This is a genomic window from Bradyrhizobium sp. 187, assembly GCF_023101005.1.
In the GTDB taxonomy this organism is placed as follows: domain Bacteria; phylum Pseudomonadota; class Alphaproteobacteria; order Rhizobiales; family Xanthobacteraceae; genus Bradyrhizobium; species Bradyrhizobium canariense_D.
Genome location: NZ_CP064693.1, coordinates 4,809,747 through 4,833,027, shown reverse-complemented (window position 1 = coordinate 4,833,027; position 23,281 = coordinate 4,809,747). Strand labels below are relative to the sequence as shown.

Below are 23,281 nucleotides of genomic sequence, written 5' to 3'. Positions count from 1 at the left end.
GCTTCACGTCAACACCCCCACCACTGCTCCCATCAGGCACGTCGTCAGCGTTCCCGACACGATCGACTTCAGCCCGAGCGCATTGATTTCCTCGCGCCGTTCCGGCGCCATCACGCCGAGACCGCCGATCATGATGCCGAGGCTGGCGAAATTGGCGAAGCCGCACATCGCATAGAGCATGATCAGGCGCGAGCGCGGATCGAGCGTGCCGGGCGGCAGCTTCGAGAAGTCGACATAGGCGATCAGCTCGTTCAGCACGGTTTTCGTGCCCATCAGGCTGCCGGCGGTGATCGCCTGGTCCCACGGCAATCCCATGAGCCAGCACACCGGCGCCATCACGAGGCCGAGCAGGCGCTGCAACGAGATCGCAGCGCCGCCGACATCAGGCAGCAGGCCGAGGATCGCATTGACGAGATAGACCAGCGCCACCAGCACCAGCAGCATGGCGACGATGTTGATCAGCAGCTCGATCCCCGCGCCCGTCCCTTTCACGATCGCGTCCATCGTGCTGGAGACCTCCATCTCGGGAGCCTCCAGCGCGCCGCCGGTGCGCTTGTCGGATGTCTCCGGCACCATGATGAGGCTGACCAGGATCGCGGCCGGGGCACCCAGCACCGAGGCGATGACGAAATGGGCGGCTGCGTCGGGAATGAGGGGAGCAAGGAGCGTCGCATACAGCACCAGCACCGTGCCGGCGATGCCGGCCATGCCGCCGGTCATCACCAGGAACAACTCGCTGCGGGTCATTTGCGCGAGATAAGGCCGCACGAACAGCGGCGCCTCGACCATGCCGAGAAAGATGTTGGCGGCGGTCGAGAGTCCGACCGCGCCGCCGACGCCGAGCGTCCGCTCCAGCAGCCAGGCCATGCCGCGCACGACCGGCGGCAGCACGCGCCAATAGAACAAGAGCGTCGTCAGCACGCTCATGACCAGCACGATCGGCAGCGCCTGGAACGCCAGGACGAAATCGGCACCCGGTGCTTTCAGGTCGAAGGGCAGGGGACCGCCGCCGACATAGCCGAACACGAAGGAGGAGCCGGCGCGCGAGGCCGCCGAGATCGCGCCCACCGCGTCGTTGATGGCACCGAACGCGCGCGCGACGACGGGCACCTTCAGGAGAACGATCGCGGTGACGAAGGTGGCGACGAGGCCGATCGCCGCCTGGCGCAGCGAGGCCGCGCGGCGATTCTCGCTCAGGACCAAGGCGATCAACAGCAATGCGAAAACGCCGAGTGCCGATTGCAGCCGCAGCATGATGTCCCCAAACCCCGATGATTATGGCCACCCCTGCGTTGCAAACGCAATGCCGGGAGATTGTCGAAGCGTCTCGCTGTTGACAAGCAGGTCCGCGTCAGCCACGCGGAGCACGTCGACATCAGGAGCCGGATAGCCCGAGCGTGACCGAAGAGGCGATGCCAGACCAGCCCATATCGGGAAACCCGCCGGTCAGTGCCCGCGCGCTCCTCTCCCATCGCGCCTTTCTGTTCTTTCTGCTCTCGCGCAGCCTGTCGCGTTTCTCCAGCCAGATTGCGGCGGTCGCGATCGGCTGGCAGATCTACGATCTCACCGGCTCGGCCTTCGATCTCGGCATGGTCGGCCTCGTGCAATTCCTGCCCACGGCGCTGCTGGTGTTCATCGCCGGCCATGCCGCCGACCGCTACGAGCGCAAGCGCGTGGTCCAGCTCTGCCAACTCGTGGAAGCAGCGACCGCGCTCTATCTCGGCGTCATCACCTATCTCGGCTTGGTCAGCGAAGTTCAGATTTTCGTGGCCACCTTCGTGCTCGGCATTGCCGGCGCGTTCGAGAGCCCGACCACCGCGGCGCTGCTGCCGGCGATCGCGCCGCAGGGCTCGCTCCAGCGCGCCACCGCCGTCTCCAGCGGTGCGGCGCAGGTCGCGACCATTACCGGTCCGGCGCTAGGCGGTTTTGCCTACGCGGTTGCGCCGCATCTCGCCTACGCGGTGATGGTGCTGTTCTGGATCTTCGGGATGATCCTGACCGGCTTCATCCGGCCGCGCCCGCAGGCGATCGCCAAGGATATCGCGGGAGCCGACAATATCTTCGCCGGCGTCCGCTTCATCCGCGGCAATCCGGCGATCCTCGGCACCATCTCGCTCGATCTGTTCGCGGTGCTGTTCGGCGGCGTCACGGCGCTTCTGCCGATCTATGCCCGCGACATCCTCCAGACCGGTCCGATGGGACTCGGAATCCTCCGCGCCGCGCCCGCGGTCGGCGCGCTGCTGATGACCATGGTGCTGGCCCGTCACGCCATTTCGCGGCATGTGGGCCTGCGCATGTTTCAGGCAGTGATCGTGTTCGGCGTCGCAACGATCGTGTTCGCGCTGTCGTCCTGGATGTGGCTCTCGGTGCTCGCGCTCGCCGTTCTCGGCGCGGCCGATACGATCAGCGTCGTGATCCGCTTCTCGCTGGTGCAGCTCGCGACGCCCGACGAGATGCGTGGCCGGGTCGGTGCGGTGAACTTCCTCTTCATCAACGCCTCCAACCAACTCGGCCAGTTCGAGAGCGGGGTGGCTGCCGCACTGTTCGGCGCGATGCCGGCAGCCGTGCTGGGCGGCGTCTGCACGGTTGCGGTGGCGCTGTTGTGGATGAAGCTGTTTCCGAGTCTGCGCCGGGTGGAGAGTTTGGAGTAGGAGCTCGCTCTCTCCCCGTCATTGCGAGGAGCCCGCGACAAATTGTGAAGTAATTTTGCGCTGGCGCGACGAAGCAATCCAGAATCTTGCCGCGGTGGTAGTCTAGATTGCTTCGCTGCGCTCGCAATGACGATTGTTGAAGCAGTGCGGAGATTTAGCCGACTTCACGTCCGCTTGCGGAGCGAGGCTGCAACCCCATGCCGCCTACTGTGCATGGGGTTGTTTTCGCGTTTTTTGTTCAGCCGCGTCCCACGAACGGCATCTTGGTTGCCATGACCGTCATGGTCAGCACGTTGGCATCGAGCGGCAGGCCGGCCATGTAGGCGACGGCATCGCCGACCGCCTTCGCGTCCATGCGCGGCTCCTGCTTCGACGTGCCGTCGGGCTGCAGCACGCCGGGACCGTTGACCATGCGGTCGGTCATGGGCGTTGCGGCATTGCCGATGTCGACCTGGCCGACCGCGATGTCGTACATGCGCCCGTCGAGGTTGGACGCCTTGGTGAGGCCGGTGATGGCGTGCTTGGTCGAGGTATAGGCCGCCGAGAATGGCCGCGGCGCATGCGCCGAGATCGAGCCGTTGTTGATGATGCGGCCGCCGCGCGGGGTCTGGTCCTTCATGATGCGGAAGGCGTGCTGGGTGCACAGGAACGGTCCGGTGAGGTTGGTGTTCACCACCGCCTGCCACTGCTCGAGGCTGAGATCCTCGAAATTCACCGGCGGTGCGCCCATCCCGGCATTGTTGAAGAGCACGTCGAGCCGGCCATAGGTGGCCTTGACCTTGTCGAACAGCGCGGCGATCGAGTCCGGCTTGGTCATGTCGGCGGTGATGCAGAGGCTCTTTCCGGCGGGGCCGAGCTTGGCCGTCTCCTCGAGCATCTCGGGCCGGCGCCCGACCAGCACCACGGTGAAGCCTGTGTTCATCAGCGCCAGTGACGCCGCGCGCCCGACTCCAGTGCCAGCGCCCGTCACCACTGCGATCTTTTTCGCTTCACTCATCGTTTCCTGCCTTTTCTCTTGATCTGTCAGGTTTTGGATTCTTTTTCGTTCTTGTAGGGCGGCCGCGGAATGTTCTGATGCGCGGCGCGCAAGGCCGCCGACCAGCGCGAGCGCAAATCGTGGAAATAGGGCTCGCCCGCCTCGATGCGGTGGTTGAGGTCGGCCTCGCAGGCGTCGGCGCGCACCACCAGAACGTCGATCGGCAGGCCGACGCCGAGATTCGAGCGCATGGTCGAATCCATCGAGATCAGCCCGGTCTTCAGCGCCTCGTAGAGTTCGACGTCGTAATGCATGGCGCGGTCGAGCACCGGCTTGCCGTATTTGTGCTCCCCGATCTGCAGATAGGGTGTGTCGGTGGTGCATTCGATGAAATTGCCGGCGGTGTAGACCATGAACAGGCGCATGCGCGCGCCGTTGATCTGGCCCCCGAACAGGAAGGACACGTCGAACGATACGTCCTCAGACCTCAGTGCGGGGCCCTCGGTCGCGTGCACGGCCCGGATCGCCCGGCCAATGCGCTGGGCGGCCTGGAACATGGTCGGCGCGTTCATCAGCGTCTCGATCTCACCGGTGTCGGGGTCTTCGAGGCCCTCGGTCAGCGTCGAGAGCACCGACTGGCTGATGGCGAGGTTGCCGGCGCTGGCAATTGCCATGATGCGATCGCCGGGCTTGGAGAAGATGTGGAGCTTGCGGAAGGTCGAGACGTTGTCGAGGCCGGCATTGGTGCGGGTGTCGGCGATCATCACCAGACCGTCCCGAACCAGAATTCCGCAACAATAGGTCATTTCCTGTCCCCGAACGCGTTTGCGCGGATTACTAGCCAATTTCAACGGCCGCTCCAACCCCCGATTGCCGCGGGGCGGCAGGGTGGAAACAGACCGTGGGTGAGGGGCGCGCGGGGCGCGGCTCAGCTCTGCCGCTGGGACTGCGATTGCGACTGGCCGCCACGGCCGGCCTGCTGGACCTTGACCGCCACCGACAGCGTCTCCGCGCCGCCGCCATAGCGGGTGCCGCGTACGGGGGCGGCGCCGAGATAATCGAGCCCGATCGCGACGCGGACATGGGCGTCGGTGGCGCAGATGCTGTTGGCGGGATCGAAGCCGACCCAGCCGAGACCGTCGACATAGGCCTCCGCCCAAGCATGGCCCGCGTCCTGATGCACCGTGCCGTCGGAGCGCAGGAAATGGCCGGAGACGAAGCGCGCCGGCACGCCGCCGCTGCGGGCGCAGGCGATGAAGATGTGCGCGTAGTCCTGGCAGACGCCGCGCTTGAGCGTGAACGCTTCCGCCGCCGACGTGCCGCTGTTGGTCGGGTCCTCGTCGAAGGTCATGTGATCGCTGATTTGCGTCATCAGCGTGTGCAGGAAGCCCAGCGTGTCGCTCTCGGCCTCGCTGCGCAGCTGGCGCGCGACCGCATTCATCGCGGGATTGACCGTGGTAAGGTCGGTGGCCCGCAAGAACATGCCGGCCGGAAAGCGCTCGTCGGCGCCGCGCAGAACGCCGCCGGTGTCGTGGGTCTCGATCAGGCCCTCGGCGGTGATCTTGATGTCGCCGACCGGTCCGCAGGACAGCACGTGGGTGACGTTGCCGAACGCGTCCTCGTGCGTGTCGAGCTTGGTGTCGGTCGACACGTCGATCTGCCACTCCGCCACATATTGCCCGTCATGGCTGCCGGGCGTCATGCGCAGGATCTGGATCACGCTCGTGGCCTGCGGCTCGTAGCGATAGGTCGTGGTGTGCAGGATTCGCAGGCGCATGGTGGACCGTTGTTCTAGCGTCATCGATCCGGGCTAGCCCTGCGGGCGTCCCCGGAATGACAGCAGTATCAGATCAAATACTGCTTCGTGATGATTTCGCCCAGCCTGGAATTGTCCAAGATGAATTCCTGAATGAATTCATGCACGCCATGCTGGAAAATGTCGTTCATATTGCTGTGTTCCAGCCGGTTGCGGATGCCGCGGGCATGGCGCTGGGCCGGACCCTGGCGGCCATAGGCTACCCCGATCTGATCGAGATTGCGCACGAGGTTGCCGTAGCAGCTCGCCAGTGAACGCGGCAGCGAATCGTTGAGGATCAAGAGGTCCGCGATCAGCCAGGGTTTCAGCGTCTCGCGATAGACCCAGTGATAGGCCGTCAGCGCCGAGACCGAGCGCAGGATCGAGGTCCATTGGTAGAAATCGAGCGGGCCGCCGACATGCTCCTCCTCGGGCAGCAGCACATGGTATTTCACGTCGAGAATGCGCGCAGTGTTGTCGGCGCGTTCGAGATGCAGGCCCATCCGCGAGAACCAGTAGGCGTCGTTGCGCAACATGGTCCGGTAGGCCGAGCCGTCGAAGCGCAGCGAGGTCTCCTGCACGAAGCGCAGGAACTTTGCGAGATCCTCGCGCGTGGAGGTCCCTCTGCTCCAGACCTCCTGCAACTCGATCCAGGCCGAGTTGATGGTATCCCACATCTCGCTCGTCAGCGCTGTGCGCACCGAGCGCGAATTCAGCCGCGCGGCCTCGATGCAATTCCTGATCGAGGACGGATTATCCGCCGAGAACGAGAGATAATCCACGACGTTGCGCTCGTTGGCTTCTTCGTACTGCTGATAGAAGCTTGCGGCGACGCCGGCGGTCAAAAGCGCCGAGTCCCATTCGTTGGTCTTGCCGATATAGGCGGCGGGAAGCGCGGTGACGCGCAGCGTCGCATCGATGGTGCGCGCAAGATACTCGGCCCGTTCGACGTAGCGGGCGAGCCAATAGAGGTTTTCGGCGGTACGCGACAGCATCTCTCTACTCGTCCAGGATCCAGGTATCTTTGGTGCCGCCGCCCTGGCTCGAATTCACCACCAGGGAGCCTTCCTTCAGGGCAACGCGTGTCAACCCGCCGGGCACGATCGTGGTGCTCTTGCTGCCGGTGAGCACGAACGGTCGCAGGTCGACGTGGCGGGGCGCAAGGCCGGATGCCGTGCAGGTCGGGCAGGTCGAGAGCGCCAGCGTCGGCTGCGCAATGAAGCCCTCGGGCTCGCGCTTGAGCTTCTCGCGGAAGGCTTCGATCGTCGCCTTGGTCGCGGCAGGGCCGATCAGCATGCCGTAGCCGCCGGAGCCATGCACCTCCTTCACGACGAGCTCGCTCAGATGGTCCAGCACATAGGCGAGGTCCTTCGGCTCGCGGCAGCGCCAGGTCTGCACGTTCTTCAGGATCGGCTCCTCGCCGAGGTAGAATTTTACGATGTCCGGCATGTAGGAGTAGATCGCCTTGTCGTCGGCGATGCCGGTGCCGACCGCGTTGGCGAGCGTAATGTTGCCGGCCGCATAGGCCGACATCAGCCCGGGCACGCCGAGGGCGGAGTCGGGGCGGAAGGTGAGGGGATCGAGGTAGTCGTCGTCGACGCGGCGGTAGATCACGTCGACCCGTTTCACGCCCTCGGTCGTCCGCATGAACACTTCGTTGTTCTTGACGATGAGGTCACGGCCCTCGACCAGCTCGATACCGAGCTTGTCGGCGAGGAAGGAGTGCTCGTAATAGGCCGAGTTGTAGACGCCCGGCGTGAGCAACGCGACGGTCGGCTCGCCGGAGGCGCTTTGCGGCGCCACCGAGCGCAGGGCGGATAGCAGCTCGTCCGGATAGCGTTCGACCGGCGCCACCCTGTGGCGGGCGAACAGGTCCGGAAACAGCCGCATCATGATCTCGCGGTTTTCCAGCATGTAGGACACGCCCGAGGGCGTGCGTGCATTGTCCTCCAGCACGATGAAGTCCTCGGCATCGACCCGGACGATGTCGATGCCGGCGATGTGCACGTAGACGTCGTGCGGCACCTGCTGGCCGTTCATCTCGGGACGGAAGACCGGGTTCTGAAAGATGAGGTCGTCGGGCACGATCTCGGCACGGAGGATATCGCGGCCGTGATAGATGTCGCGCAGGAACATGTTGAGCGCGCGCACGCGCTGCTTCAGGCCCCTCTCCAGCAGCGCCCATTCCTTGCCGGACATGATCCGCGGGATCACGTCGAAGGGGATCAGGCGCTCCGTGGACTCGGAGTCGCCATAGACCGCGAAGGTAATGCCGATGCGGCGGAAGAGGAGCTCGGCCTCCTGGCGGCGATATTCGAGCGCCTCGGGAGGCGTCTCCTTGAGCCAGCGCGCCAGCTCCTGATAGGCGGGCCGAAGGTCCCCACCGGGAATGTTCATTTCATCAAACGCGACTGCCATAGATCCCGACTTGTCTCCGCAAGGCGTTGCGCCATTCGACAGGTCGCGAGGCCCTGGTGAAGACCGCAACGTCCTGGCCATGCGGCAAGAGTGCATGACTTTCATGCGGTAGCAAGGGCCGGGCCAGCGCGATAAGCATGGGGAGAGGACATTTGCCGGGGATGGCCGGCGGCTTGCCTGAAAAAATGGCTGAGGACTGCTTATTTCGGCAGCAAAACCGCGTGACTTCAACGCGTTACCTCGGCAAAGTCGGGCCGATAGGTGAGGGACTTGAGGTATGAGCGAGATCGTCACGGCGGGTATTCTGGTCATTGGGGACGAAATCCTGTCCGGCCGGACCAAGGACAAGAACATCGGCTTCATCGCCGAATACCTGACCAATATCGGCATCGACCTGAAGGAGGTCCGGGTCGTCTCCGACGACGAGTCCGACATCATTGCCGCGTTGGATGCACTGCGGCATCGCTACACCTATGTCTTCACCACAGGTGGCATCGGGCCGACCCATGACGACATCACCGCTGATAGCGTCGCCAAGGCGTTCGGCGTCGGCATCGACCATCACCCGGAGGTGGTCGCCCGTTTCCGCGAGCGCTGGAGCGAGCAGGACCTCAACGAGGCCCGCCTGCGCATGGCCCGCATTCCTGATGGTGCCGAGCTGATCCAGAGCGCGACCATCCTCGCTCCCGGCTTCAAGATCGGCAATGTCATCGTGATGGCGGGCGTGCCCTCGATCATGCAGGCGATGATGGACATCGTCTCGCCCAAGCTGAAATCGGGCGTGCGCATGCTCTCCGAATCGGTCCGCGCCAATGCGCGGGAAGGCGACATCGGCAGCCCGCTGCGGGCGATTGCCGCCCAACATCCCGACACCATCATCGGCAGCTATCCCTTCATGGATGAAGAGCAGAAGCCGAACACCAATCTGGTGGTGCGCTCGCGCGATGCGGACAAGCTCGCAGCCGCAATGGCGGCGGTGAAGGAAATGCTGGCGGGATTGAACATCACCCGCTAGCAACCTAGCTGCCGGCAGACGAAGCAGGAGACGACGATGGCTGGTGAAGCACCGGAACTAAGTGCGGAAGAACGGGCGGGCCGCCCCTTTCCGGTGTCGTGGGACCAGTTCCACCGGGATTGCCGGGCACTGACCTGGCGGCTCAATGAAGTTGGTCCGTTTCATGCGGTGATCGCGATCACCCGCGGCGGGCTTGTGCCGGCGGCGATCGTGGCGCGCGAGCTTGGCGTGCGCGTGATCGATACGGTCTGCATCGCCAGCTACGACCACGACAAGCAGGGCGACCTTAAAGTGCTGAAGGGCATCTCCGAAGACGTGATGAAGCTCGGCGGCGGCACCGGCAAGGGGCTCCTGATCGTCGACGATCTCGTCGACACCGGCAAGACCGGCAAGCTGGTGCGCGCGATGCTCCCCGACGCGCATTTCGCAACCGTCTACGCCAAGCCGAAGGGACGTCCGCTGGTCGATACCTTCATCACCGAAGTCTCGCAGGACACCTGGATCTTCTTCCCCTGGGACACCGCGCTGTCCTATCACCCGCCGCTTCGCGACGGGGCGGCGTGATTATCGCCGTCATTGCGAGGAGCGAAGCAACGAAGCAATCCAGGCTACCTCCGAGGATGCATTTCTGGATTGCTTCGCTTCGCTCGCAATGACCGGTGGAGGCGACCATGCCCCTGCAAAACCGCGTCACGCCGACCGGCGAGATCATCGCGACACCGCACCGCGGCATGTTCACCGGCAACCGCGGCATCATTCATGATCCCGCGACGAAGACGCTGCTGAAAAAGCGCTGGTCGTCGCCGGCCTGGATCACCTGCCTGTGCGAATTCCGCGGCTGGCGTCGGCCGGTGATGGCGCGGCGGAGCTGGACCGAGCTGTTCTTCCTCGACGAGGCCACGGCTTTTGCCGCCGGCCATCGGCCCTGCTTCTTCTGCCGCCGCGACGATGCGAAGCGATTTCGCGTTGCATGGGAGATGGGCAACGATGCCCGCGGCATCAGCGCCAAGGCGATGGATGCCGTACTGCATCGGGAGCGGCTCGATCGTGGCAAGAAACGGCTGCATGTGCTGTCGATGCCGCTCGCGGAATTGCCTGACGGCGCGATGGTGCAACAGGGCGATGACTGCTTCCTCCTCGCGCAGGGCAAGGCGCTGCTGTGGTCACCCGCGGGCTACGTCCTGCATCCGAGCGCCCTCGATCACCCGTTGCTGTTGACGCCGCCTTCCACGCTGCGCGCGATCATCGCTGGATATCAACCTGTGCTGCATCGGACCGCGCGCCGCTAGCGCAGCGGCTTGCCGTGCTCATCCACTGTGGTCCGCGCATCGCGCAGTGCCCATTCGCGGATCACTTGGCGGCAGCGCGTCAGCTCGGCTTCGCTCGCGGCATTCGCATCCTTCGACGCACGCTCCACGATTGCCTTGCAATTGAGAAGCACGGAACGATCCTCTGCGCGCGCCGACAGCGCGAACGCGGCAAGCGTTGCAATGGTGAACGCCAGACGGATCACATCCCTAACCCAGCTTCTCGCGTGCCAGCGCGGCACCGGCGCCGAGCGCCATCAGCTTGGCTTCGGCGATCTCGCGCCGCATCGGCGCCATGCCGCAATTGGTGGTGGCGATGATGTTGCTCTTGGGTACGAATTTCGACACCGCGTCGATCACCTGCACGACATCCTCGGCCGTCTCCACCGTGTCGCTGGCGACGTCGATCACGCCGGCCTGCACGATCTTGGTCTTGAGCAGCGCAAGCAGGTCGAGCGGCACCTTCGAGTTGCGGCACTCGATCGCGACCTGCTGGATTGGGCTGGCGTCGATCGCGGGAAATATCTGCTCGTACTGCCGCCATTGCGCGCCGAGCGTTTCCTTCCAGTCGGTGTTGGCCTTGATGCCGTAGCCGTAGCAAATATGCACGGCGGTGGCACAGGTCAGGCCCTGCGCGGCGCGCTCCAGCGCCTTGATGCCCCAATCGTTGACCTCGTCCATGTAGACGTTGAACGCGGGCTCGTCGAACTGCACGAGATCGACGCCGTCGGCCTGGAGCGCCTTGGCTTCCTCGTTCAGCAGTTCGGCGAACGCAAAGGCCATCTTGACGCGGTCGCCATAGTAGCGATCGGCAATGGTGTCGATGATGGTCATCGGGCCGGGCAGGGTGAATTTCAGCTTCTTCATCGTGTGCGCGCGGGCGACACGCGCCTCGTCGGCGTGGACGCGGCTCTTCAGCCGGAGCGGGGCGACGACCTGCGGCACCATCGCCTTGTAGCGATCCTTGCGGATACCCATCTCGACCTTGTGGGCGAAATCGATGCCCTCGATCTTCTCCAGGAAACCGTGGACGAAATGTTGCCTGGCCTGCTCGCCCTCAGTGACGATGTCGATCCCGGCGTCCTCCTGGACTTTAACGGCAAGCATCGTCGCATCGCGCTTGGCGCGGACGAGCTCGTCGCCTTGCGACTTCCAGGGCGCCCAGAGCATGTTGGGTTCGGCGAGCCATTCCGGCTTCGGCAAGGAGCCGGCGATCGTGGTTGGAAACAGCATGGCGGCCCTCTCGGCGGGTTATGATTGCGCCCCTTCCTGCCATGTCTTAACGTCGAGGTACAGAACAACAAAAGTCGCCTTGAAACCGGCGGCGCCGGACCGGAAACGCCATGATCGAATTCTTCTTCGACTGTTCCAGCCCCTGGACCTATCTCGCCTTCCACAACATCCAGCCGCTGGCCAGGGAGGTTGGCGCGGAGATCATCTGGCGGCCGATCCTGGTGGGCGGCATCTTCAATACGGTCAACCCAAGTGTCTACGCGCAGCGTGAGACGCCGGTGCCGCTGAAGGCGCGCTACATGAAAAAGGACCTTGCCGACTGGTCGCGCTCGGCCAGTCTCGCGATCAAGATGCCGCCGACGGTATTTCCGGTGAACAGCGTGAAAGCGATGCGCGGCTGCATCTGGCTCGGGCAGGAATCGGTGCCTTTCGCCACGGCGGTGTTCGAGACCTATTGGGGCGAGGACAAGGACATCTCGCAGGATTCAGTGCTCGCGGAGATCTGCAGGAAGGTCGGCGTCGATGAGCAGAAATTCTTCGCGGGCATTTCGGGGCAGGGGATCAAGGATCAGCTCAAGGCCAACACCGAAGAAGTCGTCGCCCGCGGCGGCTTTGGCTCGCCGACGATCTTTCTCGGCAAGACCGACATGTATTTCGGCAATGACCGCCTGCCGTTGATCCGCGAGGCGCTGCTGCGCGGCAAGGCGAGCGCGGCCTGATGGTGCGGGCTGTCGTTTGCCGCGCGCTCGGCGCGCCCGAAAAATTGCAGCTCGAAGAGTTTCCGTCGCGCGAGCTGAAGCCGGGCGAAGTGCGCGTCGCGATCCGTGCCGCCGGCCTGAATTTTCCCGACGTGCTGATGGCGGCCGGCGAATACCAGCTCAAGCCGGAGCTGCCGTTCACGCCGGGCATGGAGGCGGCCGGCGACGTGACCGAGGTCGGCGCAGAGGCGAGTGGCGTCTTCCTCGGCGACAAGGTCATCGTCAAGATGCGACACGGTGCCTTCACGGATGAAGCCGTGGTGACGCCGTCGCAGCTCACCCCGATGCCATCGACGTTCGACTATGCGGAAGCCGCGACCTATCTCGCCGGGCACGGCACCGCCTATCACGCGCTGATCGACCGCGGCCGGGTTGCGCCGGGCGAGGTGCTGCTGGTGCATGGCGCCGGCGGTGGCGTGGGCCTTGCTGCCGTGGAGATCGGCAAGATGCTGGGTGCCACCGTGATCGCGACGGCGTCCAGCGACGAAAAGCTCGCGGTCGCCAAGGCGCGCGGCGCCGATCATCTCGTGCGCTACGATCGCGAGCCGTTTCGTGATGCTGTCAAACGTATTACCGACGGGCGCGGTGCCGACGTCGTGTTCGATCCCGTCGGCGGAGAAGTGTTCGAAAACTCGATGCGTTGCATCGCCTGGGGCGCACGGCTGCTGGTGATCGGCTTCACCGGCGGCATCGGCTCGGCGAAAACCAATCTCTTGCTGATCAAAGGCGCCAGCGTGCTCGGCGTGCGTGCCGGCGAGGCCGTGCGGAAAAATCCAGCGCTTGGCGAAGTGCGCCTGAGGGCGCTGCTCACATGGGCGGAAGAGGGCAAGCTGCGCCCTAACGTCTCGCATCGCCTGCCGCTGGAGGAGTTTGCGCAGGCGATGCGGTTGCTGATCGACCGCAAGGCGATCGGGCGTGTGGCGCTGGTGATGGACTAAGCGCCTACAAGGTCACTTGTACTCCCGCTCAGTCCACCACGGGAAATAATCCGGCATGTCGCTCGATACCTTGTTCTTGAACTGCGCGGGGCGCTTTTCCAGGAACGACACCACGCCTTCCTTCACGTCGTCGGAGCGGCCGCGGGCGTAGATGCCACGGCTGTCGACCTTGTGGGCTTCCATCGGGTCGTCAGCGCCCATCATGCGCCACATCATCTGCCGGATCAGCGCCACCGATACCGGCGCGGTCTTGGCCGCGAATTCCTTGGCGAGCGCGCGGGCGGTCGGCAGCAGATCATCGGGGGCCACGACCTTGCTGACGAGACGTCCTGCGAGGGCTTCCTGCGCCGGGAAGACGCGGCCCGAATAGCACCATTCCAGCGCCTGCGAGATGCCGACGATGCGCGGCAGGAACCAGCTCGAGGCCGCCTCCGGCACGATGCCGCGCTGGGAGAACACGAAGCCGAAGCGCGCCGCATCGGAGGCGATGCGGATGTCCATCGCGAGCTGCATGGTAACACCGATGCCGACCGCGGGACCGTTGACCGCGGCAATCACCGGTTTCAGGCATTTGAAGATGCGCAGTGTCACCTGGCCACCGCCGTCGCGCACCTGGGAATCACTGTAGTCGACCTTGCCGTCGGCGAAGCGCTTCACCGGTCCGCGACGCGCGTCGCGATCAAAGGTGTCCGCGCCCGACGAAAGATCTGCGCCCGCGCAAAACCCGCGACCGGCGCCTGTGACGATGATGGCGCGGACGTCGTCGTCCTTGTCGGCGGCGTCGAACGCGTCGATCAGCTCTCCTTGCATCTGCGCGTTGAAGGCGTTGAGCTTGTCGGGCCGGTTCAGCGTGATGGTGAGGATCTGCTCGGCGACCTCGTATTTGATCGTCTCATACGCCATGGTGGTTTCCTTCCCTGTCCTGAATTCTGTCTCGAAGAGACGTCATGCATAGCCGCCAGCGTCCGTCTTGCGCGGACTGGGCATGTGGCGGCCAGTAAGAGAACGCGGATGGCCAGTCTAAACAACAAGCCCGGCCATGACGGAGTGTATCTAATTCGCCGGCGGGCTCGGCCAGGGCTTCTGCGGCCCGCGCAGGCTCTCGAAAGCCTTGGCCATGCCAAGCACGCCGATATCGTCGAAGCGGCGGCCGACGATCTGCACGCCGATGGGAAAACCCTTGGCGTCGAAGCCGCCGTTGATGGAGATCGCCGGATTCTCCGACATATTCCATGGCACGGTATAGGCAATGTGTTCGAACGGCTTCATGGGATCGTTGGTCGGCGAGGCCCACTCCGCCGGATAATTCACGTTCGGCGCGGTCGGCGAGATCACATAGTCGAGCTCGCAGAACAGCTTTGATGCCGCAGCGCGGATTGCCATGGTCTGGTTGAAGCCCCTGATGACGTCGACGCCCGAGAGCTTCGCGCCGGACTCGCCCCACTTGAAAATGTAGGGCAGCACCTTTGCCTGTTCGGCGGGCGTCAGCTTGGACAGATCGTCCCACATCCGTGCGCGCCAGAAGCTGTCGAGCCCGTCGAGCATCTCGCGCGTGAGGATGCCGTCGACCTCGGTGACGACGGCGCCTGCGGATTCGAACGCTTTCGCCGCCTTTACCGCGACCTCGCGCCCCGGTTTCTCCAGCGCCAGGCCAACGCCGGGATCGAGCATCAATCCGATGCGCAGTTTGCGCGGGGATTTCTCCGGCCCCTTCCAGTTGAGGGGCTCCGCTGGAAGGCTCATGCCGTCGCGCCGGTCGGGTTTTGCGATCACGCTCATCATCAGCGCGCAATCGTCAACGGTGCGGGTCATGGGGCCGGCGACGCGGCCGACATAGGTGGGATCGATCGGCACGCGGCCAAAGCTCGGCTTCAATCCGACGAGGCCGCACCAGCCCGCGGGCAGGCGGACCGAGCCGCCGATATCGGTGCCGAGATGCAGCGGACCATAGCCAGCCGCCGCAGCGGCGCCCGCGCCGGCGCTGGAGCCGCCGGGGTTCTTGGAGAGGTCCCAGGGATTGCGGGCGAGCGCGTGGAAGGAGGACAGCCCCGAGGACAGCATACCGTAATCGGGCATGGTGGTCTTGGCAAAGATGATCGCGCCGGCTTCGCGCAGGCGCGCGGCGGGCGGTGCGTCCTTCTCGGCCGGCACGAGCTTGACGCTGGCCGCGCCCAGCGGCACCGGCACGCCTTTGGTCGCGATGTTGTCCTTCACCGTCACCGGCACGCCGTCGAGCGCTCCGGACGGCTCGCCCCCGGACCAGCGCGCGGTCGAGGCCTTCGCGGTCTCGCGCGCGCCGTCGGGATCGAATGCATAAAGCGCCTTGAGGTGCGGCTCCCACGCGGCGACGTGCGCGAGCACGTCTTCCAGCACCTCGCTCGGCGAGAACTGCTTGGCGCGATAGCCCGCGATCAGATCGACCGCAGAGAGATCGTGCAGCGAGGTGACTTCCTCTTCGACACCCTTTTTATGCATGGGCACCCACCGGCATCCGGGTCTCGATGATCCGGGCGAACATGCTGGCACCGATCGGCAGGATCTTGTCGTCGAGCACGAAGCCGGGATTGTGCACGGGCACCGAGCCGTCGTGGCCGACCCAGAAATAGGCGCCGGGAATGGTTTGAAGCATGTCGGCGAAATCCTCGCTGCCCATCTTCGGCTGGGCGCGGGTGATCACGTTGGCGGGGTCGACGATGGTGCGCGCGACCTCCTCGACCACCTTGGACTGCTCGACCTGGTTGACCAGCACATCGAAGGTGTCGCGGATGTCGACGTCGATCACGCACTGATAGGCGCTCGCAATGCCGGCGCAGATCGTGCGAATGCGTTCGCTGATCAGGATGCGGACTTCTTTCGAGAAAGTGCGGATGGTGCCGCAAAGATGCGCTTCGCCGGGGATGACGTTGTACGCCGAACCGGCGTGAATCTGCGTGATCGAGACGACGGCGGCCTGCAGCGGCTCGACGTTGCGGCTGACGATGGTCTGGATCGCCTGCGCCAGCGTGGTCGCGATGATCACCGCGTCCTTGGAGCGTTCGGGCATCGCACCGTGCGCGCCGTAGCCAGTGATGCGGAGGTCGAAGAAGTCGGCGCTGGCCATCGCGGGGCCGGGCAGGATCGCGATCTCGCCGTGGTTGAGGTCGGGCGCGTTGTGCAGGCCGTAGAGTTCGTCGCAGGGAAATTTCTCGAACAGCCCGTCCTTGATCATCGCGCGGGCGCCGCCGAGACCTTCCTCGGCCGGCTGGAAGATCAGGTGCACGGTGCCGTCGAAGTTCCTGGTTTCGGCGAGGTAGCGCGCGGTGCCGAGCAGCATGGTGGTGTGGCCGTCATGGCCACAGCCGTGGAAGCGGCCGGGGATTTTCGAGCTCCATTTCAGATTGGTGTTCTCCTCCATCGGCAGCGCGTCCATGTCGGCGCGAAGCCCGATACGCTTGCCGCTCGAACCCTTGCCCTTGATGACTCCGATCACGCCGGTGCCGCCGAGACCGCGATGCACCTCGATGCCCCAGCTCTTCAGCTTGTCCGCGACGATTCCGGAGGTGCGCACTTCCTCGAAGCCGATTTCCGGATGGGCGTGAAGGTCGCGCCTGATAGCAGTGAGTTCGTCGGCATAGCCGTCGATGCGGTCGATCGTGGGCATGTGTTCTGTCCAGTTAGCGTGAGGAGGGAGTGAAAATCGGGCCGTTCGGCTTGATGCGGATGCCCGGCCGCAGGCGCGTCCATGGCAGCGTGGCTGTGTCCGCGGGCATCGCGCCGGGGGCGGCGCAGATCATCAGCTTTTCTGCGATCGGCTCGAAATCGGCGCGGAAGTGCACCGAGCTCTTGTTGACCAAAATCTTCTCTTCGGTCGGCTCGATGCCGACATAGCGGTACATTGCCTGATCGGCGAGCTGCGCCTTATGCGAGGATACGACGACCCGGACATCGCCGATGCGAAGGCAGGCCGACGGGCCCATCTCCATCTCGCGGCCGCCGTAGTAGGGACCGGGCGCGATGAAGCGGCCGTCCGAAAGTTTTTCGACGACGAAGGTCGCACGATAGGGCTCGTCGCCGGGAATGCCGGACTTGCCGCCGAGCGACAGCGTCACGGTGGCACCGGCGCCGGCTGCATGCGCGGCCTTGGCCGATTCCGGATCGTAGATCGCGCCGGTCGCGGCGCTGGCCTTGTTGCGGACCAGCGCGCGTAGCATGCCGGTGGTGTCGGAATCGCCGCCGGCGCCGGGATTGTCCTGGGTGTCGGCGATGATGATCGGCTTGCTGGCGCCCTTCGAGAGTTCCATCGCGTGGCGTACGCCGTCATCAGGTGACCAGATCTTGCCGTCGAAATCGTCCTCGTGGCTTTCGATCAGCTTCACGATCGCATCCGCCGCGCGGTCGGCATCGGCTTGCGTCTTGCCATAGGCGAACACGCTCGGCCCGCAATCGCGGAAATCGGCGGCGGGGAAGCCGGGGGCAAAGGACAGCGTCGGAACCGCGTCGCTCTCCAGCGCGGCAAGCTTTTCGTAGATGCGTTTGGTCGGCTGGTCGTTGGTGCACTGCCAGCTGATCGGAATCAGAAACGGCAATTGCCGGAAGGCCTTTGCGAAACGCCGCTGTGTCTTCAGAAGCAATGCGAGATGTTGCGCGCAGGCGCGGCCGGTCTCGGCCATGTCGACATGGGGATAGGTGCGGTAGGCGATCAGCGCGTCCGCATGCTCAATCATTTCGGGGGTGACGTTGGCGTGGAGATCGAGGCTGGTGACCAGCGGAATGTCCTTGCCGATGACGCGGCGCACGCGCGCGAGAATCTCGCCTTCGCCGTCGTCGAGATGTTCCGTGACCATCGCGCCGTGCAGATCGAGATAGACGGCGTCGATCGGGCCGGCGGCTGCAATGCCATCGACCATGACCTTCACGATGCGCTCGAAGGCGTCCTTGGTGACATGCGCCGAAGGGCTCGCGCCGCAGGCAATCGTTGGAATGAGTTCCCAGCCGTGGGCCTCGGCGCTGTCGACGAAACCGGCGAGGCCGACATTGATGCGGCGCATCACCTTCAGCACGTCGGGACCTTGCGTCATCGCCGGCCAGCCGCCGCCGTGCTGGAAGTCCGCGAACGTCGCCTTCGTCGGAGCGAAGGTGTTGGTCTCGTGCAGGAAGCCGCCGACGGCGATACGTGTCATCAACTCAAGTCCAGCAATTGAAAGTGCGCGACGTTAGCCCTGTGCTTGCGGCGAGAGCAAGCCGGGAAGCAATCGCGCCGCGCATGGCGTCAAGCCGTTTTGGGAATGCTTGTCGCAACCACCGTCATTGCGAGCGAAGCGGAGCAATCCAGAATCCCTCCGCGGGGACAGTCTGGATTGCTTCGCTGCGCTCGCAATGACGAGGCGAGAGACTAGGCGCTGGCCGCCGCGCCCTCGGCCACCGGCCGGAAGTTCGCAAAATCCCAGCCGCGGCCTGGCGCTGCCTCGAGCAAGGCTCTGGTGTACGCCTCCTTCGGATGCGTCAGCACTTCGGCGGCCGGACCCTGCTCGACGACGCGGCCGTGTTGCATCACCATGACCTCGTCGCAGATCTGTGCTGCGACGCGTAGATCGTGAGTGATGAACAGGATGGCGATGCCGAGCCGCTGCTGGATCTCGTCGAACAGTTCCAGCACCTGCGCCTGCACGGAGACGTCGAGGGCGGAGACCGCCTCGTCCGCGACCAGCACGTCGGGATCGAGTGCGAGCGCGCGGGCGATCGCAATGCGCTGACGCTGGCCGCCGGAGAACTGGTGCGGATAGCGCGCGACCGCATCGGCGGGCAGGCCGACCAGCTCGAGCAATTCGCGCGCACGCTTCGTTGCGTCGGCATGCGACACGCCGTAATTGATCGGGCCTTCCGCGATGCTTTCGCCGACGGTGACGCGCGGGTTGAGCGAGCGGTAGGGGTCCTGGAATACGATCTGGATCTTCTTCCGATGCGGCTGCAACAGCCGCCGCGAAATGTCCGAGATCTCGCGGCCGGAGAGGCGCACGCCGCCCGAAGTCGGGTCGATCAGGCGGACGATGCAGCGCGCCACGGTCGATTTGCCTGAGCCGCTCTCGCCGACGATGCCGAGCGTGCGGCCCTTGCGCAGCGTCAGCGTGACCTTGTCGGCAGCGACGACTTCGCGGCCTTTACCGAAGAACGCGCGCTCGCGGTAGACCTTCCCAAGCTCGTTGGCTTCCAGCACCACCGGTTCCTTGGTCTCAAGCCGTGCCGCGCGCGGCACCAGGCTCGGCACTGCGGAAAGCAGGTTGCGGGTGTACTCCATGGTCGGATTGCGCAGGATGGAATCCAGCGTTCCGGTCTCGACCAGTCGGCCCTGCCGCATCACGGCGACGCGGTCGGCGATCTCGGCGACCACGCCCATGTCGTGGGTGATGAACAGCACGGCGGTTCCGTGATCGCGCTGGAGGTCGCGGATCAGGGTCAAGATCTGCTTCTGCGTGGTGACGTCGAGTGCGGTGGTCGGTTCGTCCGCAATGAGCAGCTTCGGTTCGAGCACGAGCGCCATCGCGATCATGATGCGCTGGCGCTGACCGCCGGAGAGTCGGTGAGGGTAGGAGGCAAAGATACGCTCGACCTGGGGCAGGCGCACCTGCTCCATCATGTCGAGGATACGCTTCTTGCGCGCCTTCGCGTCGAGTTTGGTGTGCGCGCGCAGGACTTCGTCGATCTGACGGCCGACCGGCATCACCGGATTGAGTGCCGTCATCGGCTCCTGGAAGATCATCGCCATTCGGGTCGCGCGGAGCTGCCGCAGGCGGCGGTCGGTCGCGGTGAGAATCTCCTCGCCGACCAGCTTGACGCTGCCGCCGGTGGGAACGAGCGTGCCCTTCGGCAGCAGACCCATCGTGGTCAGGGAGGTCACCGACTTGCCTGAGCCGCTTTCGCCGACAAGGCACAGCGTCTCGCGCTCGTGCACCTGGATCGAGATGCCGTCGAGGATGTTTGCAGCATTCGGCTTCTTGCCGACGGACACGACGAGGTTGTTGATGTCGAGGATGGGGCTGGTCATCACTTGATCGGTCATCATTTGCCTTCCCGCTGCTTCATGCGCGGATCGAGTGCATCGCGGGCGGCGTCGCCGATCAAATTGATGCTGAGGATGGCGATCGAGAGCAGCAGGCCCGGCCAGAAGATCAGCGTCGGCTTGAGCTGGAAGTACTGACGGCCCTCGGCCATGATGTTGCCCCAGGTCGGCGTTTCCGGCGAGATGCCGGCGCCGAGGAAGGAGAGGATGGCCTCAGTAAGGATCGCGGACGCGCAGACGTAACTGCCCTGCACGATCAGAGGTGCGATCGTGTTCGGCATCAAATGCCGCCACATGATCTTTGGCAGGGATGTGCCGACCGAGATCGCCGCTTCAACATAGGGCTCTTCGCGCGCCGACAGCACGACCGAACGCACCAGGCGTGCCACGCGCGGAACTTCGGGGATCGTGATCGCGATCAGCACCGTCCAGAGGCTGGCGCCGGACAGCGACACCACGGCGATTGCCAGCAGGATGCTCGGCATTGCCATCAGGCCGTCCATGATCCGCATCATGACGGAATCGACCAGCTTGAAGAAGCCGGAGACGAGGCCGATCGCCAACCCAATGACGATCGACATGATCGCCGAGCCGATGCCGATCAGAAGCGAAATGCGTCCGCCATACATCACGCGCGACAGCAGGTCGCGGCCATAGGCGTCGGTGCCGAGCAGGAATTGCGCCGAAGAGGGCTTCAGCCGCTGCGAGGGCGCAAGCTGGATCGGATCATACGGCGCGATCAACGGCGCCAGGATCGAGATCAGCACAACCAACACCAGGCAGATGGTCGCCGCCGCGATGATCGGCGTCGAGGTCAGGAATCCCAGGCGCGGTCGCAGCGGCGACGTGATCGGGATGGAGGACTGGGGAAGGGTATCGACCGACATTTTTGTTGTTATCCTTAGCCCTAGTACCGGATCCGGGGATCGAGCAGCGTGTAGGCGACGTCGATCAGGAGATTGACGACGACATAGATCAGCGACGTCAGCAAGATCATCGCCTGGATCACCGGATAGTCGCGCGCCAGCACCGCATCCACCGTGAGGCGGCCGATGCCGGGGATGTTGAACACGCTCTCGGTGACGACGACCCCGGAGATCAAAAGCGCAAAGCCGGTGCCGATCACCGTGATCACGGGCACGGCCGCGTTGCGCAGCGCGTGCCGCATCATCACGGCGACTTCGTTGATGCCTTTTGCCCGCGCGGTGCGGACGTAGTCCTCCCCGAGCACGTCGAGCATCGCCGCGCGCGTCATGCGCGCGATCAAAGCGATATAGATGAAGGACAGCGCACAGGTCGGCAGGATGATGCGCTCGAAGAACGGCCCAAACCCGTTCGAGATGCTGCGGAAGCCCTGCACCGGCACCCAGCGCAGGTCGATCGCGAAGACCTCGATCAGGATGTAGCCGACCACGAACACCGGCACCGAGAAGCCGAGCACGGACAGGCCCATCACGAAGCGGTCGATCCAGGTGCCGTGCTTCCACGCCGCGATCACACCTAGGGGAACCGCGACGATGACGGCGAGGATGATGGTCGACAGCGCGATCGAGATCGACGGCTCGACCCGCTGGCCGATCATCTTCATCACCGGAAGGTTGGAGATGAGTGACGTTCCGAGATCGCCATGCAGCAGCTTGTTCAGCCAGGTGATGAACTGCACGATCAGCGGCTCGTTGAGGCCGAGCGAGGTGCGGATGCGCTCGAGCCGCTCCGGCGTGGCGTTGTCGCCGGCCAGAATCGCGGCGGGATCGCCCGGGGTGAGGCGGAGCAGGAGGAAGACGAACAGCGCCACCACGCCCATCACAGGCACGGCGGCGAGAATTCGGCGAAGGAGATATCCGAGCAAGTTGGATCCCGTCAGATGAGAGTCAAATCAGAGACAGCGGCTGGAGCCTGGGGTTCTGCCACCAGCCTACCATTTCAGCAATTCCCATGCCATCCGGGCCACCGTTTTTGCAGTGCGGTCAATTTGTTTCGGTGATCTGGCCCGGTTTTGGCGATGTGGCTCGCGCCGTTACTCCAGAGTCGCGAGCAGCCCCGCCATCAGCCGGCCGCGTTCGACCAGACTTTCAACCTCGATATACTCTTCGAGCGTGTGGCCGTTGCCGCCACGCACGCCCAGGCCGTCGAGAGTCGGGATGCCCATTGCGCCCGTGAAATTGCCGTCGGAGCCGCCGCCGGCGCTCGCATGCGGCAGTTCTGCGCCAAGCGACTTGGCGATCCCGCGCGCCCTTTCATACAGCGCCATGGTGCCGGCATCGGGCTCCCAAACCGGACGTGTCACGCCGCGCGTCACCTTGAAGGTGACATCATTGGTTGTACCGGAGAGCGCCAGCATCCTCTCGACGCCGCGATCGAGGTCAGCCTGGCGCTTGGCCATCGAAAGCGCTTCGCCGGTGGCGGTCGTGGCAACGCAATTGACCCATTGACCCCCGTGCACGACGCCGACTGAAAACGTGCAGTCTTCGCCCGTCATCGCATCGATGGCGAGGATTTGCCGCGCCATCTCGCGAATCGCCGAGCGGCCCGCCGACAAGGTCGCGCCGGCGTGGCTGGGACGGCCGGTCGCCTCGAGATTGAAGCGCGCGATGGCGTAACGTCCGGTGGTGACGCCGTTGTCGGCGCGGCCGGGCTCCGGCACCAGCACGTATTTGTTGCGCGCGGCTTCCGCCTCGATGATATCGCGCGTGGAGGGTGTGCCGACTTCCTCGTCGGGCGTGAACAGCACGGTGATCGGCAGTGGCGTCGTGAACGAGGCGCGGGCCAGTTGTCGGATGGCTTCCAGCGAAAGATAATTGCCGCCCTTCATGTCGTAGATGCCGGGGCCATAGCACTTGTTACCCTCGCGGCGCCATTTCAGCTTCTCGATGGTGCCTGTGGGGTGGACCGTATCCATGTGTCCGGCGATCAGGATGCCCGGTTCGCCCTGCTTCGGATGCGGAAAGCGGGCGCGGATCACGCCGCCAAAGCCCTGGCGACCGGCGATGCGCTCGATCGTCGCACCCATGATCGCCATCTCCCGCGCTGCGATATCGAGCATGCGGTTCACGGCGCTCGCGTCCCAGGTCGGGCTTTCGCATTCCACCCAGCCGCGCAGACCCTGGAGCATCGCTTCGGAATCGAAGGGAAGATTGGCTGGATTCATCTCAAT

The 23,281-nt window shown here is 64.6% G+C and carries 22 protein-coding genes; 6 read left to right on the top strand and 16 right to left on the bottom strand.

Annotated features, from left to right (window positions below):
- Positions 1-3 precede the first annotated feature (3 nt).
- The gene (locus IVB19_RS23365; RefSeq protein ID WP_085361711.1) at positions 4-1,254 is read right to left on the bottom strand and encodes a NupC/NupG family nucleoside CNT transporter; all 1,251 of its coding nucleotides are present in this window, start codon (positions 1,252-1,254) and stop codon (positions 4-6) included.
- A gap of 158 nt (positions 1,255-1,412) precedes the next feature.
- Between IVB19_RS23365 and IVB19_RS23360 the strand changes: the two genes are divergently transcribed.
- The gene (locus tag IVB19_RS23360) at positions 1,413-2,651 is read left to right on the top strand and encodes an MFS transporter (protein ID WP_247299788.1); all 1,239 of its coding nucleotides are present in this window, start codon (positions 1,413-1,415) and stop codon (positions 2,649-2,651) included.
- Between the two features lie 238 nt (positions 2,652-2,889).
- Here IVB19_RS23360 and IVB19_RS23355 read toward each other — a convergent pair whose 3' ends face one another.
- The 5 genes from IVB19_RS23355 to IVB19_RS23335 all read right to left on the bottom strand — a co-directional run bounded on the left by IVB19_RS23355 (position 2,890) and on the right by IVB19_RS23335 (position 7,840).
- On the bottom strand, positions 2,890-3,648 hold the full coding sequence (locus tag IVB19_RS23355) for an SDR family oxidoreductase (protein WP_247299787.1): 759 nt from the start codon (positions 3,646-3,648) through the stop codon (positions 2,890-2,892).
- A gap of 26 nt (positions 3,649-3,674) precedes the next feature.
- The gene (locus IVB19_RS23350) at positions 3,675-4,433 is read right to left on the bottom strand and encodes a proteasome-type protease (RefSeq protein WP_026232918.1); all 759 of its coding nucleotides are present in this window, start codon (positions 4,431-4,433) and stop codon (positions 3,675-3,677) included.
- A gap of 122 nt (positions 4,434-4,555) precedes the next feature.
- Positions 4,556-5,404, bottom strand: a complete 849-nt coding sequence (locus IVB19_RS23345; RefSeq protein WP_247299785.1) for a transglutaminase family protein — start codon at positions 5,402-5,404, stop codon at positions 4,556-4,558.
- Positions 5,405-5,472: 68 nt separating this feature from the next.
- A complete protein-coding gene (locus IVB19_RS23340; RefSeq protein ID WP_018455303.1) occupies positions 5,473-6,417 on the bottom strand; it encodes an alpha-E domain-containing protein in 945 nt (314 codons plus the stop codon).
- A 4-nt stretch (positions 6,418-6,421) separates the two neighbouring features.
- On the bottom strand, positions 6,422-7,840 hold the full coding sequence (locus IVB19_RS23335; RefSeq protein ID WP_018455304.1) for a circularly permuted type 2 ATP-grasp protein: 1,419 nt from the start codon (positions 7,838-7,840) through the stop codon (positions 6,422-6,424).
- A gap of 277 nt (positions 7,841-8,117) precedes the next feature.
- Between IVB19_RS23335 and IVB19_RS23330 the strand changes: the two genes are divergently transcribed.
- The 3 genes from IVB19_RS23330 to IVB19_RS23320 all read left to right on the top strand — a co-directional run bounded on the left by IVB19_RS23330 (position 8,118) and on the right by IVB19_RS23320 (position 10,144).
- Positions 8,118-8,855, top strand: coding sequence for a competence/damage-inducible protein A (locus IVB19_RS23330; protein ID WP_018455305.1), 738 nt, complete (start codon positions 8,118-8,120; stop codon positions 8,853-8,855).
- A gap of 36 nt (positions 8,856-8,891) precedes the next feature.
- Positions 8,892-9,419: a xanthine phosphoribosyltransferase gene (gene gpt / locus IVB19_RS23325; RefSeq protein ID WP_007602504.1), complete on the top strand. Its 528-nt coding sequence runs from the start codon at positions 8,892-8,894 to the stop codon at positions 9,417-9,419.
- A 107-nt stretch (positions 9,420-9,526) separates the two neighbouring features.
- Entirely contained in the window at positions 9,527-10,144 is a 618-nt protein-coding gene (locus tag IVB19_RS23320; RefSeq protein WP_026232920.1) for a hypothetical protein, read from the top strand.
- On the opposite strand, the gene IVB19_RS23315 is transcribed toward IVB19_RS23320, so the two are convergent.
- Together IVB19_RS23315 and IVB19_RS23310 are read right to left on the bottom strand one after the other, a co-directional pair.
- Positions 10,141-10,368 carry a hypothetical protein gene (locus IVB19_RS23315; protein WP_085351097.1) on the bottom strand — a complete coding sequence of 76 codons (228 nt, stop codon included), beginning with the start codon at positions 10,366-10,368 and terminating at the stop codon, positions 10,141-10,143. The two genes, IVB19_RS23320 and IVB19_RS23315, sit on opposite strands and share 4 nt — an antisense overlap.
- Before the next feature lie 4 nt (positions 10,369-10,372).
- On the bottom strand, positions 10,373-11,395 hold the full coding sequence (locus tag IVB19_RS23310) for a methionine synthase (protein ID WP_085351098.1): 1,023 nt from the start codon (positions 11,393-11,395) through the stop codon (positions 10,373-10,375).
- Between the two features lie 110 nt (positions 11,396-11,505).
- On the opposite strand from IVB19_RS23310, the gene IVB19_RS23305 reads away from it, so the two are divergent.
- Together IVB19_RS23305 and IVB19_RS23300 are read left to right on the top strand one after the other, a co-directional pair.
- A complete protein-coding gene (locus tag IVB19_RS23305; protein WP_247299784.1) occupies positions 11,506-12,114 on the top strand; it encodes a 2-hydroxychromene-2-carboxylate isomerase in 609 nt (202 codons plus the stop codon).
- Positions 12,114-13,091, top strand: a complete 978-nt coding sequence (locus IVB19_RS23300; protein ID WP_247299783.1) for an NADPH:quinone oxidoreductase family protein — start codon at positions 12,114-12,116, stop codon at positions 13,089-13,091. The genes IVB19_RS23305 and IVB19_RS23300 overlap by 1 nt, the downstream gene beginning before the upstream one ends.
- Before the next feature lie 12 nt (positions 13,092-13,103).
- On the opposite strand, the gene IVB19_RS23295 is transcribed toward IVB19_RS23300, so the two are convergent.
- The 8 genes from IVB19_RS23295 to IVB19_RS23260 all read right to left on the bottom strand — a co-directional run bounded on the left by IVB19_RS23295 (position 13,104) and on the right by IVB19_RS23260 (position 23,275).
- Complete coding sequence (locus tag IVB19_RS23295) at positions 13,104-13,994, bottom strand: crotonase/enoyl-CoA hydratase family protein (protein ID WP_085351100.1); 891 nt, start codon at positions 13,992-13,994, stop codon at positions 13,104-13,106.
- Positions 13,995-14,144: 150 nt separating this feature from the next.
- A complete protein-coding gene (locus IVB19_RS23290) occupies positions 14,145-15,566 on the bottom strand; it encodes an amidase (protein ID WP_204511611.1) in 1,422 nt (473 codons plus the stop codon).
- Entirely contained in the window at positions 15,559-16,731 is a 1,173-nt protein-coding gene (locus tag IVB19_RS23285; RefSeq protein WP_085351102.1) for a M20 aminoacylase family protein, read from the bottom strand. The genes IVB19_RS23290 and IVB19_RS23285 overlap by 8 nt, the downstream gene beginning before the upstream one ends.
- A gap of 13 nt (positions 16,732-16,744) precedes the next feature.
- Positions 16,745-18,250, bottom strand: coding sequence for a M81 family metallopeptidase (locus tag IVB19_RS23280; protein WP_247299781.1), 1,506 nt, complete (start codon positions 18,248-18,250; stop codon positions 16,745-16,747).
- 212 nt (positions 18,251-18,462) lie between these two features.
- Positions 18,463-20,112 carry an ABC transporter ATP-binding protein gene (locus tag IVB19_RS23275; RefSeq protein ID WP_247299806.1) on the bottom strand — a complete coding sequence of 550 codons (1,650 nt, stop codon included), beginning with the start codon at positions 20,110-20,112 and terminating at the stop codon, positions 18,463-18,465.
- Between the two features lie 14 nt (positions 20,113-20,126).
- A complete protein-coding gene (locus IVB19_RS23270) occupies positions 20,127-21,014 on the bottom strand; it encodes an ABC transporter permease (RefSeq protein WP_085351104.1) in 888 nt (295 codons plus the stop codon).
- A 20-nt stretch (positions 21,015-21,034) separates the two neighbouring features.
- The gene (locus IVB19_RS23265; protein ID WP_007602533.1) at positions 21,035-21,976 is read right to left on the bottom strand and encodes an ABC transporter permease; all 942 of its coding nucleotides are present in this window, start codon (positions 21,974-21,976) and stop codon (positions 21,035-21,037) included.
- Between the two features lie 168 nt (positions 21,977-22,144).
- Entirely contained in the window at positions 22,145-23,275 is a 1,131-nt protein-coding gene (locus IVB19_RS23260; protein ID WP_085361718.1) for a M20/M25/M40 family metallo-hydrolase, read from the bottom strand.
- Positions 23,276-23,281 lie beyond the last annotated feature (6 nt).